This window comes from Nostoc sp. C96 (genome assembly GCF_059384975.1).
Genome location: NZ_CM182020.1, coordinates 2,502,915 through 2,517,711 on the forward strand (window position 1 = coordinate 2,502,915; position 14,797 = coordinate 2,517,711).

General features: G+C 38.2%; 14 protein-coding genes and 1 pseudogene. 5 read left to right on the forward strand and 10 right to left on the reverse strand.

The features are described from left to right. Positions 1–5: 5 nt before the first annotated feature. The 8 genes from AC504W_RS10850 to cas10 are packed head-to-tail and all read right to left on the reverse strand — an operon-like array spanning position 6 to position 8,277. Positions 6–1,094, reverse strand: coding sequence for an RAMP superfamily CRISPR-associated protein (locus AC504W_RS10850; RefSeq protein ID WP_494877735.1), 1,089 nt, complete (start codon positions 1,092–1,094; stop codon positions 6–8). A gap of 19 nt (positions 1,095–1,113) precedes the next feature. Next, positions 1,114–1,551 (reverse strand): hypothetical protein, encoded by a 438-nt coding sequence (locus AC504W_RS10855; RefSeq protein WP_494877736.1) that lies wholly within the window; start codon positions 1,549–1,551, stop codon positions 1,114–1,116. Next, the gene (locus tag AC504W_RS10860; RefSeq protein ID WP_494877737.1) at positions 1,548–2,525 is read right to left on the reverse strand and encodes an RAMP superfamily CRISPR-associated protein; all 978 of its coding nucleotides are present in this window, start codon (positions 2,523–2,525) and stop codon (positions 1,548–1,550) included. Before AC504W_RS10860 ends, AC504W_RS10855 begins: the two co-directional genes overlap by 4 nt. 2 nt (positions 2,526–2,527) lie before the next feature. Next, positions 2,528–3,397, reverse strand: coding sequence for a type III CRISPR-associated RAMP protein Csx7 (gene csx7 / locus AC504W_RS10865; RefSeq protein ID WP_494877738.1), 870 nt, complete (start codon positions 3,395–3,397; stop codon positions 2,528–2,530). Between the two features lie 5 nt (positions 3,398–3,402). Next, positions 3,403–3,912, reverse strand: coding sequence for a hypothetical protein (locus tag AC504W_RS10870; protein WP_494877739.1), 510 nt, complete (start codon positions 3,910–3,912; stop codon positions 3,403–3,405). Further along, entirely contained in the window at positions 3,909–5,186 is a 1,278-nt protein-coding gene (csx10, locus tag AC504W_RS10875; RefSeq protein WP_494877740.1) for a type III-D CRISPR-associated RAMP protein Csx10, read from the reverse strand. The genes AC504W_RS10870 and csx10 overlap by 4 nt, the downstream gene beginning before the upstream one ends. After that, positions 5,183–5,896: an RAMP superfamily CRISPR-associated protein gene (locus AC504W_RS10880; RefSeq protein ID WP_494877741.1), complete on the reverse strand. Its 714-nt coding sequence runs from the start codon at positions 5,894–5,896 to the stop codon at positions 5,183–5,185. The genes csx10 and AC504W_RS10880 overlap by 4 nt, the downstream gene beginning before the upstream one ends. After that, positions 5,893–8,277: a type III-B CRISPR-associated protein Cas10/Cmr2 gene (gene cas10 / locus AC504W_RS10885; RefSeq protein ID WP_494877742.1), complete on the reverse strand. Its 2,385-nt coding sequence runs from the start codon at positions 8,275–8,277 to the stop codon at positions 5,893–5,895. The genes AC504W_RS10880 and cas10 overlap by 4 nt, the downstream gene beginning before the upstream one ends. A 364-nt stretch (positions 8,278–8,641) precedes the next feature. Between cas10 and AC504W_RS10890 the strand changes: the two genes are divergently transcribed. The 3 genes and pseudogenes from AC504W_RS10890 to AC504W_RS10900 form a co-directional block, all read left to right on the forward strand. Further along, the gene (locus AC504W_RS10890) at positions 8,642–9,187 is read left to right on the forward strand and encodes a hypothetical protein (protein ID WP_494877743.1); all 546 of its coding nucleotides are present in this window, start codon (positions 8,642–8,644) and stop codon (positions 9,185–9,187) included. A gap of 2 nt (positions 9,188–9,189) precedes the next feature. Beyond that, positions 9,190–9,315 carry a hypothetical protein gene (locus AC504W_RS10895; protein ID WP_494877744.1) on the forward strand — a complete coding sequence of 42 codons (126 nt, stop codon included), beginning with the start codon at positions 9,190–9,192 and terminating at the stop codon, positions 9,313–9,315. A gap of 30 nt (positions 9,316–9,345) precedes the next feature. After that, a pseudogene (locus tag AC504W_RS10900) lies at positions 9,346–9,432 on the forward strand (molybdenum cofactor biosynthesis protein MoaE); the annotation flags it as partial. 171 nt (positions 9,433–9,603) lie between these two features. On the opposite strand, the gene uppS reads toward AC504W_RS10900, so the two are convergent. Together uppS and AC504W_RS10910 are read right to left on the reverse strand one after the other, a co-directional pair. Beyond that, positions 9,604–10,347: an undecaprenyl pyrophosphate synthase gene (uppS, locus tag AC504W_RS10905; protein ID WP_494877745.1), complete on the reverse strand. Its 744-nt coding sequence runs from the start codon at positions 10,345–10,347 to the stop codon at positions 9,604–9,606. Between the two features lie 58 nt (positions 10,348–10,405). After that, a complete protein-coding gene (locus AC504W_RS10910) occupies positions 10,406–11,335 on the reverse strand; it encodes a ferritin-like domain-containing protein (protein ID WP_494877746.1) in 930 nt (309 codons plus the stop codon). 258 nt (positions 11,336–11,593) lie between these two features. Between AC504W_RS10910 and AC504W_RS10915 the strand changes: the two genes are divergently transcribed. Beyond that, on the forward strand, positions 11,594–12,148 hold the full coding sequence (locus AC504W_RS10915) for a pentapeptide repeat-containing protein (RefSeq protein ID WP_015113631.1): 555 nt from the start codon (positions 11,594–11,596) through the stop codon (positions 12,146–12,148). Positions 12,149–12,403: 255 nt separating this feature from the next. After that, entirely contained in the window at positions 12,404–14,797 is a 2,394-nt protein-coding gene (locus AC504W_RS10920; RefSeq protein ID WP_494877747.1) for a helix-turn-helix domain-containing protein, read from the forward strand.

The following is a 14,797-nucleotide window of genomic DNA, read 5'->3' on the forward strand; positions in this document are numbered from 1 at the left end:
TACTACTATGAGTTTTTTGTTAATCCTAATAATGCTTTAATTTCTTGTAACTGCTTTAGTTGTACTAATGGTTGACTAGCAGATTTAACTACAGGTTTATTAAGTTGATTTTTAGCTGATGCTGTTTGGGGTTGAGGTTTGGCAGATTTAATTGCATCTAACATGAAGGTTTGTAATTTATTGCCTTCTAAATCTGAGGAGCTTGAATTATAAGATAAGTAACGATTAATATTTAATTGCTCAATTTTAACGACATCTATCTTTATCGTTCCCATTCCCACAGCTTTACCGCTACCCATTTTTAATCCTAGTCGGTTTTCTGGGTCTTGTCCTAGAGCAATTAATAATGTTCCTAATTGTGATTTTGTTAAGTTTACATAATTCACATAAGTTATGAACTTTTTACCTGTTTCTGCTTGTTGAATACGAATTGTTGGTTTTACTTCTTCTTCGTAAGAATGGGGATAAAATTTGCGACCACGAATTTTGTTGTTATTATCATAATAAATTTTTTCACCAGTTTCTAAATCAACAGCGTCGGGTTGAGGCGAAAATAAAGGAGGAATTAGCCCTCTGTGAAAGCCTGGTTTATCATTATCGGGGTCATATTTCGCATCATGAAAATGTACTAGTCCCAGCCAACTCATAGCACCAAATATTACACAAGCTGGACAAAGTTTTAATTTATCTTGACATTCGCTGTAGCCATCTGCAACCTTCGCTTTAGTTTTACATAAACAACTTCTTGTGATGGCTTCGTATATTGAGCGTACAACTCCTTTGAGAGAACTACCCGGAATTATAAGTCGCTGATTTTGTTGTACAGAAGATTGAATTAAACTAATTGTGGCAACATATTTAGCTGAGGTAGCATCTAGAGTTTGTTGTGCTAAATCGCTGCCCATCACAGTAATCCCTGAATTTACAGTTAAAGGTGAAACAACTGTTAAATCCAAAAATAATTTGCCACTAAAACGTTGAGTATTGAGTTGATATTTATCATGTCCAAATTTATCCTTTCCTTCTTTTCCTTGAATATTGACTCTATCAGGTTTTTGTTGTGGCAAGGATACAAAGTCATAGTTTCGCGCCATATATCTGAAAATTATAATTTTATTTTTTTACAGTTAAAGCAACAAAATGTATAGTTGAGGTTTTAGTATCTTGAAAGTATCGCTGACCTAAAGAAAGTTTGTCAGGATAGATGAATTCTTTAGGAAATTTAGTTTCATCTTTATCATAGAAATAAGCATTGCGATCGCAAGTTATCCAATCTTTACCAATAGGGGTAAATTCTGATTCTATTTTAGGCTGATTTCGACTGAGCAATAAAACTTGATAAATGTCATTACTCTGCTTCCAGCGTAATTCTAATTCTGCGTTAAACATTTGTCCTTCTGGACTAGGAAAGTCTGCTGGTAAATCAGTTAAAATCCCACTGACTTTATATGCCCAACGCAGAAAATAATAACTAGGCTGCTGATAATAACTTTGAAGTAGTTCTCGTAATTTTTCTAAAGATGAGACTTGTTTATATCCCACAAAACTCATGCACTAACTCCTTTTGGTAATATCTCACGCCATTGACGAACAGCACGCTCAAATAAATCTGGGACACCCCTCTCATCTTCTCCCTTCCAAGTTAATTGCACCCCAAAACCATAAGACATTTCTTCGGCGGTGATTATAGTATCTTGTTTATCATCAACAGGAAATTTATAAGGGTTTTCATCTTTCCCTGATAAAAATTCTCCTGCTCCTAATAAAAACTTATTTGACCAATTTAAATCTTTTCCAATAGCGTGGATTCTATCACCTTGTAACTCACAACCAGGATATTGCACCACAGCCGAATGATATTGCAATTTGACTGTACCCATACCGCGAGATTTGGCAAAACCAATACCAAACCAACCATCATCTAAATCTCGCAAGACTAAACCAATTAAACCTAATTGTGCTAAAGAGAAATTTTTTAAATGAATTTTGGTGCGAAAATCTCCAGATGTACAAACTTCGTAATTAAATAAAGCACCGCGCACAGCAGAACCAAAAACGCGGTCAATTGCAACTCCATTACGTTCTTCAATTTTAAGTGGTATTGAAGTAGTAGGATAAGCATCTTGAATGCGGATACGACTAGCAATGCTGGTATTACCAAATATTTGGTCTGTGAAAGAAGATTGTTTGTAGATTTCAGCAGGTGGTAATTTTTTGTAATATTCGTAATTTTCATTTTTCAAGGGATCATCAGCCCAAAGTTCAAATTTATCTGATTTGGGATCTAATGTTGGACGTTTGTCGCTTCCTACTGTTCTAACAATACGTTCAGCATGAGCGCGAATTGCTCCTTTAAGTGAACTTCCCGGAAGGTAAACCGAACGTCCACCAGCATGGTAAGTTTCTACAAATTCCATGTTAGGCTTCGTTGGGTCTGCACCTTCTTTTCCCGATTTAATTAAAATCGGCCCGACAGGAACAATGCTGAAATCAATTGTGCAGTGGTTAACTAATCGCTTGTGCATGGCTAAACTTCTTGAGTTGTGGTTTGAGTTACAGAATTTCCAGGTATTAAGCATCGTAAATGCAAAATTAAAGCTTGCGTCCATTCTTCCTTGAGTGCTTCTATTTTTTCTTCTCCGTATTGATAGTTAATCATGTTTCTTGTGACTTGATTTTGCAGATAATTTAAAAGCTTTTCCGCATCGCTTTCAGTATCAAACCATTGCATTTGCTCAATTTTTAAACTCACAACACCCAAACCACGTGAACGTCCACCTCCTAGTGGGATTTGTTCGCTTTCAAACTGATGTAAGCCAATCATCAGTAAACATAATTCCCATTTTTCTGCGTTCTCGACTACTATTTTTAAATCAAAACTTGTACCAGACGGAACCACTTGAAAATCGTAGAGTTTTTTCTCTGCTGCTGTTTCTGTATCGCGGTCAATTGCAACACCATCTCTTTCTTGATATTGTCCAAACCATGTACCAGGTACTACTGTCAAATCTCGCACCTGAAATTTACTAGCAATCCAAGGTGAACCAAAAAGACGAGAAATTAAATCAGTTTGTTTGAGTAATTCATTAGTCAAAGCAGCATCATCATCTTGATAATCTTCTTTTAATTTTTTAATGATTTGATTGCGAGTTTGACTGGTAAAATCAGCAGGGTCTTCAGCCAGACTCGTATCAATTCCTCGCAAGAAACTTTCAAGACGCGATCGCAATGCACCTTTGAAGCTAGAACCGGGAATAAATGGCTGTTCTAATGCGTCTTTAATGACAGGTAAATCAGCCCCAATCGGCTCGGTAGAACGACCAGCACTGATCCGTAATGCAGTAACAGTAAAGAGTTTTCCTGTTATTTCTAAACGATTTTTAAAAGTATCAAACATAATAATTAATTACCATTTTTATTAATTGCATCTGCTGCATCTCGATTTCCTTCCGCATTTCGAGGGTCAACAACAGATAAATTTGGCTTGCCTTTCACTTCATTGAGATATTTTAAATAACGTGAACCGTACCCGATATAACGACGAATTAGTTGTATCCAGATATATTTCACATTTGCACCTGGATTATCTGCACCAATTTGATTAGCTTTTGTTTTTAAAGAAATATCGATATCTTGAATTATTCTAGCTGCTAGAGAATTTCTACCCCGTCCCCATTTTTCATCCCTACCAACTTGATAACAAATAAAATTTTTAATCACCTCTGGACTATCAGTTGTGTCAGCAACTCGCAGCAAATTATTAAACTGTGATTCTTCTAGTTTTTTATCGCCCGTTTTAATATATTCACAATTATCCAAAGCTGTTTCAATTGCAATTACTAAATCATCTTCAGCTTTGCGAATTGCTTTTTGCACCTTCAACGCCACCTGTGGATCTGATATCTGAGTCATTTTGCATTCTCCCGAAAAACTTGATGAAACTCGTTGCAAACTTCTACTTGTCCAAAACCTTCACAGGTGCGATCGCCTATTCCCTTCCTTTCCAATTCCTCTAACGCTGAGTACCATTTTTCTGGTTCTGTTGTACTAAACAAATACACAGAACCCTTATTCGTTACTAATTCCACATCTTTCATTAATCCCCAAGCAGAATTCCAGCCAGAACGATATTCATAACTGCTGTAAGCAACGTGCATTTCCAGAGATGAATCAACTTTGGTAAAGTTTTTCAACATTTCGGCTGAAATTACCGTTGTGCGTTGCCAATTTTCGGTAAGAATGGCATCAGATTGTAAATCAAGAGTAAAATAAGTTCGACTTGTTAATAAATCATGTTGAGGTTGACCAAAAACAGACCAAAGTTGCCATCTATTTTTTAATACTGCGTTAAACTCATCAATTCGAGATTTAATGCTTTTCGCTGGTGATTGTCCTTTGCTAACTCCAATTTTGACTTTACCTAAACCTCTAGAAGCCGAACCACCAATGCGAAAGTTATAGGGATTTCTTTCGATAAATCTTTGCAATTCTTCAGCTAAAGATTCATTGGGAACTACAATAAAACTATGAAAAACGAAGTTATCCCATTCATCCGTCTTAGTATTTTTCAAAAAAGACTCATTCAAAACTTGCACGCTATAAAGGATTTCTTCTTCCGCAGTAGCGCGACGACGATTAATTCCCACTCGTGTTAAAAAGCGGCTAGTTGCATCGTGGCTGTAATATTTATCGTCTACTTTGCTATAAAAACTATTGTAAGTTTCAACCTGGGGGTTAGTTCCTTCAGCGATCGCTTTTGGGTCGCTAGGGTCGTAAGGTTGATTATAGGCTGTGGCACAAAAGGCATCGATAAGAGTATCAAAAACTCCATGTCCGCCGCGACTAGAAGTGAAACCAGGATTAGTTTTGGAACTAACAGCAGTTGCAGGTAAAACCTTGATAGGCTGATTTATGACTATCGATTTATTATCTATTTTTGTAACTGCTGGGTAAGCGTTGCCAAAAATCGCGGGATTTTCCCCTAAAAATAGACTTTGAAAATTACCACCATCCTCTGCTAAATTTGCTGACTGCTGACCAGATAGTTGTAAAATTTGGTAGGCGATCGCACCTCGCAATACCGAACCAGAAATATAATTTTCCACCTCACTCACAGAACCACCGGGTTTTTGTCGTCCTGGTGCGAGAGGCGATAAAGCTGTAATGGTTAATTCTAGTCTTGTCATGATTCCGCCTTTGGTAATAAACTTAACCAAACTGCATCATCGCTAGAAATCTGTGGTAGTTCTTCCCAATGCAACCATCCTAACCCCGCAGATTTGCTACCACCCAAGGCGTGAATATGATGTAAAGCTGCAAGTATCAAGGGTTTGGCATAAGTCGGATGATTTGGTAACAGATGAATATCTCCTTCAAAACTTAATTGAGTATTGACTGGAGAAGTTTCTAACAAATACAATTTCTTTTCCTCTGCGGTGCGTCTTCTGCGGTTAATCGTCACGCCAGGACGCAAAACTTCTGGTAAATCTTTCGCCGCAAAAGAGCAAATTAAATCATCAACAATCACCCGTGAAGGTAAAATTGGATCGCCAAATATCTGAGAAATAAAACAATGATATCCTCGATAGCCTTCAACTTGATAATTGTTTCTAAACCGAGGTTCTACCTGTTCTTCAGTTGGACAAAGTGATGTAGCTGAAGGTGCAGAAAATATTTGCCATCCTAAACTACGTGCGATTTTTTCGCATTCATGACGCAATCTTCCTTTAAGTTGCGAACCAGGTATGATAAGTTGTCCTTGGGCATTGCGAACGATGGGTTTATCTGCCAATGAACCAGAGGAACCACCTGCACCCACGCACAACGCAGTGTCAATCACAGCTTTAAGTGGGATAGTATCAGTTCCAACAGTAGAAAGGTTATCCAAATAAATCATGAACTTACCTCTGGTGTAGTTGATTGTTCAGCAAGAGTTTCTGCTTCTTCAGGAATAAAGGGATACAAATCAACTAATTCTCGCCAGATAGTCTCATAAGTCATTTTTGGCTGTTCTGCATCTTGTGAATTACTTTCTTGCAAAGACATCCAAGGTGCTAAATTACCGTTATTAGATGAATCCTTGGGTTGACACCAAGCTAATTCAAAGTTGTCTTTTAATTCTTGTTTAGCTGCTTCATTCGTCAGTCGAATCCGAAAATAACGATAGTTCAGGATAGCTGTACGCTTACCTCGTTCTAGTAAACTGCGAATTTGGTAAAGTTGCGAACGAGGAAATTCAGCTTTTTTAAATGCTTTAGCAGTTTCTAGCAATCCTCCCAATTCATATAAGGTATAGGGAGAAGCATATAGCTTCAATTTAGATTCTCCATCTTTATTTTTGATTAATCCTTCTTCTCGAAACTCTTTAATATTTGAGGAAATCATTGTTACAGCTTTCATCACTAAAAAGTCTACTGTCCCACCATAATATTTGTGTTCTTTTTTTAGGTCTTTCGCATATTTCTTAGCAGATTTGAGTAATTGGCTTACCAATTTGTCCGCATAATAAATTGGCGTATCCTGTGCTGTAATCAATACACCAGTTGACATACTCAACAAACATTTAGAAGGTGGTACGTTACCTGTGATATAACGATGAGCTAATAAATTAGGTGCTGTTTGCTCTAATGAATATCGTCCAGTTCTCCCTAAATATTCTTCAAACTCATCACCAATAGTTTTAGCAATTTCTAAAGCTTTATCAGCAGGAACAACGAGTAATACATCATCACCACCAATAGTAATAATTTCAAAAGGGTGAATCCAGAACCCATTGCGGTTTTCGTTATCTGGATCGGTGAGATTTTTGAGTTGATGCGCTTGCAGATGTTTTGCTAATGCTTTATATACAGATTGTTGAGTAGCATCTAAAATATAGTCGCTAAATTCTCTATATTGTTGTGGTGTTTTGATTTGCTTGCGGATGTAGTCACCCATATTGTTACCATCAGCATAAATATAGGCAACAAAACCTACAGGATTACTAGCATTACCAATTTCTCTGAGTGATCGCGCTTCTTCTGGTCTACTATAAAGTATGTTTTTATCCTCTATTAGCTGACTATTTTGTTGCTGAATCAAAAACTTTTTAAGTTCAGCAATATAATGATCTGCCAGCAACCTGTTTTCCGGCTTTTTCAAAAAAACTTCAAACTTAGTATACCAACTTGGGATATGAATACCAGTTGGTTGCCAATCGAGATTGAGCTTGGTAAACCACGTTGGTAGTTTATATTTAAAAATGTCTAATTTACCAATATTGCCCACAATTCGTTTACGGGCTAAAACTTCCGAAAATCGTGGATTATTGGGTAATTCAGTAACTCGTGCAATTAGAGAACGGCGATCGCTTTCATCCCGTTGCACATACGGATGTGTTTCAAATATCGGTGGATAGCAACGACTTGGGCGTTCTCTCTGTGCGGGTTCTTTTTTGGTGAGTTTATTACCGTTGCGTCTTTGTGTGAACTGGTTTGCTAACTTCCCCACCAGTTCGTTAAAATTCTTACGATTTTTAAATCTTTCAAAAGGATCTGGTTCTTCCGCTTGGTCAAAATAAGCCTGAATTATCGGATTATCTTGGTTATTTTCGTACTGGTCAAACCAGAAAGTAGCTTCTATTTTGTCTTGTAACAAACCAAAACGAAATTCTAATAACTTAAAAGTATCGCCAACCGCACAGGAATTAGCTGTTAAAGTTTCGTGAGTGTAGCGTTTTTCAATAGCATTTGCTAAATCATCAACAAATTCCGCTGGACAAAAGGCGAGAATGCTACCACCTGTAGAATAAATAATTAGTTCAGGAATTAAAGCTTTTCTTAAATTCGGAAAATTAGTATCTAACCAATGTTCAATTGATAATGACCGTTGTCCCTCACTAAAAAATGCAGGTAAATCAACCAAATTTATTCTGTCAAGAAGTGCCGAAGCACCACGAATATCAGGTAATTTTGCAGCTTCAAAAACATATTGTTTAATCTTTGTCGCACCACCATAAACCAAGCCAATGCGTCTTTTATCTTCCCAAAGTTTTAAGTAATCCTCTTTTTCCTTCAACTCATTAAGGGTTTTAGGGGTGTAGTTTTTAGGAATATCATAAAGTCGCTGTGCCTGTTGAATAAAAGTTTTTGTACTTTCTGGCACATCCTGCCCCTTTTGCAAAGCATATCGCATTTGATGCAATGTACTGAGTTCATCCTGATTGAGATTGTGCTTTTCGTCCCAAGCGAGACACCAGGCTAGTGCAGTAATTATGCGCGTGCGAGATTCATCATTCATGTTGTTAAATCAGGCATTTAGAGGTTATTAACTACCTGTCAGTACTTATTTTGCAATCCGACAGACTTTGTTAGTAGGTAATATTTTTATCTTTTAAGTATCTACACTAGCTCATACTGAGTTTCCAGTCAAAATAAAAATATTTTATGTTTTACCTCTAGTAAGTGACCAATATTTTTATCTGATGAAAATCAATTAACTTATAGACATAAATGTAAATTTATATATTTTATTGATACTTTCTATTGCTATATATAAAGCACAAATTCTTCAATTTACAAGGATAAAGTTTTTATGCTTTAATCTAATGATTAGCGAGATAGAACGCATGTAAAAAATAAACTTTTTAGTCGAATACAAGAGTATGAACGGTCAAACAATTTATCAACACCTGAGTAATATTGATTTATTAATTGGGATTTTAACAATTTTTTCTTCAATAGCTGTTGGTGCATTTACCACTTATAAATTTCTCGATACTATCTTTAAACGAGAAAGAATATTATTTAAAAATTTGGAAAGAAAAATTAAGATATTCGATCCACCCAATAAATGTAATAGGGATATGAATGCTGAATTTGCAGAAATTCAAAAGAATCCTTTATTCAAAAAAGTAGAACCTATATTAATTCCTAATACTAATGTTATGCAAATCAGTAATATAAATCATGGAAGTCTTATAATTTTAGGAGTTGGAAATAATTTTAATTACTTTGAAGCCGTATTTAATGAAGCGAAAAGACAGAGAAGTCCCATTATTATCTATACTTATGGTGATAGTCAGGTATTACAAAAAAATCACTGGGACTTACTAAATACATATCGGTGGTATTCTGTATCTACCAGTCCCCTTCGCTTGATTTCTGACATTTTTGCTATTCTTTCTACTTTTATTTATGAAGATAAGTAACAATGATGATCTGGCGAGATATTTGCCGAATTAGTTCTCTGGAAAAGCAATGCTTGCTGAGTTTTGGTACGGGTGATCGCAATTATTTTACCCGTACACGTTATGTTGCATACACCCGAAAATTTTGATTTGGTAGACTTCTAGTATGTAATTGCTTACCCTTTTGGAAAAAAGAACACTGGCAAAATGGTTCTAGCAGTTGGGTGAGTATTGGTGCTTGTGAACAGTCAGGAGAAAATTGTTAATCTTTTTTAATTTAAAAGCAACCGATGAGTGGACTGTTTCAGCTAATTTAGTGCTTTAGTTTTAGATAAAAAACACCGATTAACGAGGATGTAGACGCGTAAGCGGCTTTCCGTAGGGTATGGCGATAATAGATATAGGAATAAAGTAAAAGCAGCGATCGCACTTGGGTGTTAGGCTGAAAAAACAGCCTTCACTTTACCGAAACGGCGATCGCGCTGTTGGTAACTCAACAACGCCTGATGAAATGCTTCTGTATCAAAATCAGGCCAAAGAATATCAGCAAAGTACATCTCTGTATATGCCATTTGCCACAACAGAAAATTACTCAACCGCATTTCTCCACTAGTCCGAATCAGTAAATCGGGTGCGGGAGTATCTACTGTGTAGAGGTGTTGTTCTATGAGGGTTTCATTAACTGCGGCTGCATTGATTTTGCCTTGTTCAACGAGTTCTGCTACTTGACGACAGGCTCTAGTAATTTCGTTGCGGCTACCGTAATTGACAGCAAGGGTAAAATGTATTGCTTGATTATTGAATGTCTCTGTCATTGAATGAGCTATTTGTTTTTGCAGAGATGGAGGTAAGGCTGATAAATCACCAATAAAGGAAATTTTGATTCCTTCTTGGTGCATTTGTGCTAATTCCCGGCGCAGAAATCTTTCAATTAAGCGCATAAGAAAGTCTACTTCTTCAATGGGACGTTGCCAATTTTCAGTTGAGAAGGCGTAGGCGGTGAGGGCTTTAATTCCCAAATCTTTGCAGTCGCGTAATAGTTGTTTAAGGGTTCTTGCGCCTTGGCGATGTCCGGCTATGCGGGGTAGCCCTCGGTTGGTTGCCCATCTACCGTTACCATCCATAATGACGGCTAGGTGTTGGGGGATTTTTTCGGGGTTTAGGTCTAGGGGTAAAGTCATAGTTTTTGGTGTTGATGAGGGGATTAATTCAGGGTTCGCGCAAAGCCACGAAAGATGATTATTTAAAGAGGTTTTGTAAATACTCTGGGGTGAGGGTGTTGTGCCATTTCCAGAGGTGGTGCATGGTGTGGGTGAAGGTGTAAAGAAGGGTGGTTTTATTGGTGAGTGTCCAGGCGTTCCAGTTGAGTGTATTCATCATGCGGCGTAGGGTACGCATGAGGTTGTTACGTTGATAGTTTTGAGAACGGGTTTTGATCAGGGTGTTGGTGATGCGAATGAATCCTGTGTTGGGGTACGCCCAGACTCCAAAGCCCCAAAATTTGGTCATGTGGTTGATTTCATCTTTGGCGAGTTCTTCTAAAACGTCTTGGAGTGCGCCAGTTGTGTGTGCCATCATCCAGATGTAAAGACAGGTTGCACCGTATTCTGTAGCTACTCGGTGTAAACCGTGGCGATATAGGTCTTCCTGGGGGTCATCCGTGGGGAGGTAGCCTCTCACGGTGCGGTGTTTGGGGATGATTTTTTCGCCTGTTAGTTGGGTATAAATCTTCAGTAATGCAGGTGTGTGCTGGCGTTCTTCTTTTTCCCATAAACCAATTTCTTGGAGTTCACCATCTTTATTGACTGTTCCACCAACAAACCGCGCCATTTGGGGATGTAATTGTGCTAAATACTGGCGGCTGGTTTGGGTGTAGCTGCGAATGGGGGCTTCTGTATCCATTGCACCTATCAAGATAGACAAAAATACTTCTGGTGTTATACCAATGATTTGATTGCGGTTGATGGCTTGCCAATCAATGGGTTTCCAGGGACGGGGTTGAGGATTGGTAAATTGTGTAGGTAAATCTTGCAAGCGGTTATCTAATTTTTCGACAGCTACGTAGTTATCTATCAGCGAACGTAGACAGTGTTGCATTTGCCAATAGTTAGGACTGGCATAGCTTTGATCTGCCAAATCTTCTATTGGTGGGCTAGTAGTGTTAACCATATTTTTTATACTTTCTACTCTACGCCCAATAGCCTAAGCGATCGCCCTTTCTTTTGTCAGTCGGTGAAAGTCGGCAGTTTTATCTGATGCTGTTGCAAGAGGTAGGTAAAAAAGTCGTCTTTGCTTGGCGATCGCATTTCACAACAAAATATACTGTTTTGTCCATAATTGAGAATTATTTACATTAGTTAACAGTAACCTGATAATTTTAATGATAAGATTTACTTAACTTTAAAAAACCAAAAATTTATTTTTTTTATGGATAATCAAGAACTTTTGAGCCGTTATGCAGCAGGAGAAAGGGACTTTAGTAACGTCAACTTAGTTCAGGTCTGCCTGACTAATGCAAATTTGATTGGCGCACACCTAGAGGGAGCGCACTTGATTGGTGCAAACTTAAAGGGAGCGAATCTGACTCATGCACATATTAGTCAAGCGAAATTGAATCAGGCAACCCTTGCTGATGCGCGAATGATTGAAGTGTGCTTAACTAGTGCAGAAATGGTTGGTGCAGACCTGAGTGGCGCAGACTTAACTAACGCAAATCTAAGTGGTGCAGATTTGAGCTATGTCAAACTAGGTGGAGCTAACTTGAAGGGAGCAAACTTAGGTAAGACAAACCTTACTGGAGCTGATCTTAGGGGAGCGGATCTGACTGGAGCTAACTTAAAGGGGGCAAAGCTCCGTAAGGCAGACCTAGACGGAGCTGATCTAGATCAAGCAGATTTAAGAGGCGCAGATATCTACGAGGCCAATATGCGGAGAACCGAATTAGCAGGAACAATGATGCCTGATGGCAAAGTTCACGACTGAGTAGCTTGATAAAAGTACCTCGCAGGAGACAATAGGCTTTCCTGCGAGCCGCTACGTGGAGCTGGCTTCTGTGAAGCAGTATTTTCAGTCGTCAGGCTAGGCAAAAGAGATATTTTCGGATATACAAATTAACTAAATGAACTAGGAAAAAGTCGGGGAAAAAGCCGGATTCATAGAATCTTATCCGAAAATGGGGGTGTAGAAACTGTAGATTAATCTATAGTTCTAGAACCTAACTAACCTTGTCGTTACACAATGGACGCTGAAGCAGCATTAGCATGGTTAGAAACCATAATTCCTGCTCAAACCGGGGAACGGTTGAGCGATTTGCAAAAAGTTATTCTTGGGCAGGTGTGGTTGGGGAGAAAATATTTAGATATTGCCCATGCTTACGGTTGTACGGAAGGTCATGTTAAGGATGTTAGTTCACAGTTATGGAAGTTATTGTCTCAGGTATTGCGAGAGAAGATTACTAAAAGTAACTGTCGTGCTACTTTAGAACGGGTTCTGAGAAAAACTGTGGCTATTTCAGGTGTGATTGATAACTCACCATCGCTACCGCAAACTGTTCCACAACAAGAAGATACCAGTTTTATTGGACGACAAGAAGCGATCGCTCACCTAAATACTCTGGTAAATCAAGGCGCGAAAGTAATTGTTATCCAAGGTGAGGGAGGTTTAGGTAAAACTACTCTCGCCCAACAATATCTGCAAAATCAGGGTTTTGACTTGGTTTTAGAACTTTTGATGGCGAAGGAAACCCAAAATATCACTTCGGTGAAACGAGTTGTCGAGGAATGGCTAAAACAAGACTTTGGGGAAGAACCAGGGGTAGAGTTTGGGGTAACGTTGGGACGACTCAAGCGCCAACTCCATAATCGGCGGATGGGGGTGTTAATTGACAATCTCGAACCTGCATTAGATCAACAAGGAAAGTTGATTTCGCTGCACCGCAACTATGTAGAATTGCTGCGGGTTTTAGCTGATGCGCGGGTGCAGTCTGTGACTTTGATTACTAGCCGCGATCGCCTGTGTGAACCTGGGTTAAATGTACATCATTATCGGCTTCCAGGTTTAGATCAACGTGCATGGCTGAAGTTTTTTACTCACCGAGGGTTAACTATTAACCTTTCTACTTTGCAACAAATACACCGCACTTACAGCGGTAATGCTAAAGCAATGGGTATTCTCTGCGGTGCAATGCAAGAGGATTTTGGCGGTGATATGTCCCTTTATTGGCAAGAAAATCACGCTGATCCTTTAGCCGCCACGGATTTAAAAAATTTAGCTGTGAGTCAAATTAATCGTCTGCAAACCCTTGACCCCCAAGCTTACCGCCTACTTTGCCGTTTGGGTTGTTATCGTTACCAAGATATACCAAGCATTCCATCTCCAGGACTGTTTTGTTTACTCTGGGATGTTCCACCTGCTGAATATCGTCAAATCATTGCTTCTCTGAGAAATCGCTCGTTAATAGAGTGTAATCAAGGTGAATATTGGCTGCATCCAGTCATTCAAGCTGAGGCGATCGCGCGGTTACGCAATAGTGATGAGTGGGAAATTACTCACCACAAAGCCGCAGAATTTTGGACAGCGAGTGTTCCTAAAATTGCTACTTTTCAAGATGCTTTGCAAGCACTGGAAGCCTATTATCACTATATAGAAATTAATGAATTTGAGTTAGCTGGTAAAGTTATTCTCAAGAGTCGCCATAATCAGTGGCAGCAGTTTTTACCACTTGGTAGTACTTTATATCGTATGGGATTAATTCAGCCTATCTTGGCTGCAATTATTCAAGTAGTGAATAATATTGAAGATGAACAAAGTATTACTGAATTATACAATATATTGGGTGATTTATATTGGATAAATGGGAAAATTAGTCAGGCGATCGCATGTCAAGAAAAGACTATCACTCTGGCAACACAAGCACTTAAATCATTTGTTCCTCATTCAGAAAATAAACATAAAGTTTACTATCTGCGAATGTTGGAAGTAGATTCTCTTTTAAGCATTGGTCTATATAAAATAGATTTGTGGGAACTAGCAGCCGCTGTAGAGTTATTTCAACAAGTCATTTACCTGGCGCAAAATAGTGATCATCATCGCTGGGCAGAAAAAGCTTCGGTATGTTTAGCTTTAGTGAATTCCTATTTAGGTTTTTGTGATGCTGCATATAATTTAGCAGATGTAGCATATCAAAATATTGCCAACGAAAAACTTCTCAAGACGGGAAGATTCGCTTATTTTATGCAGATTTTAGGGCAAACATATCTCAATTTAGGTGATTTTTCCAAAGCCAATCAAATGTTTCATCAAGCATTGACTTTTGCTGAGGTAGGTCATTATATGCAGGTCAAAGCAAAAACACTCAATGGTTTAGCAGAAATTTATCGCCAACAATCAGATTATCAATTCGCTCTTGCTCATCATACAGAAGCAATTGAACTTTTAGATAAAATCGGTGCTAAATGTGACTTAGCCCAAGCTTATTTTCAATTAGGTTTAACTTATCAAAAGCTAGAAAATGCTGATATCAGCCAAATGTATTTTCATCAAGCAATTCAGTTATTTACAGAAATCCAAGCCCCAAAACAAGTTGTGAAAGTATCTACCATTGCGGGTGCTTATAGTGATTTATCAAGTTAG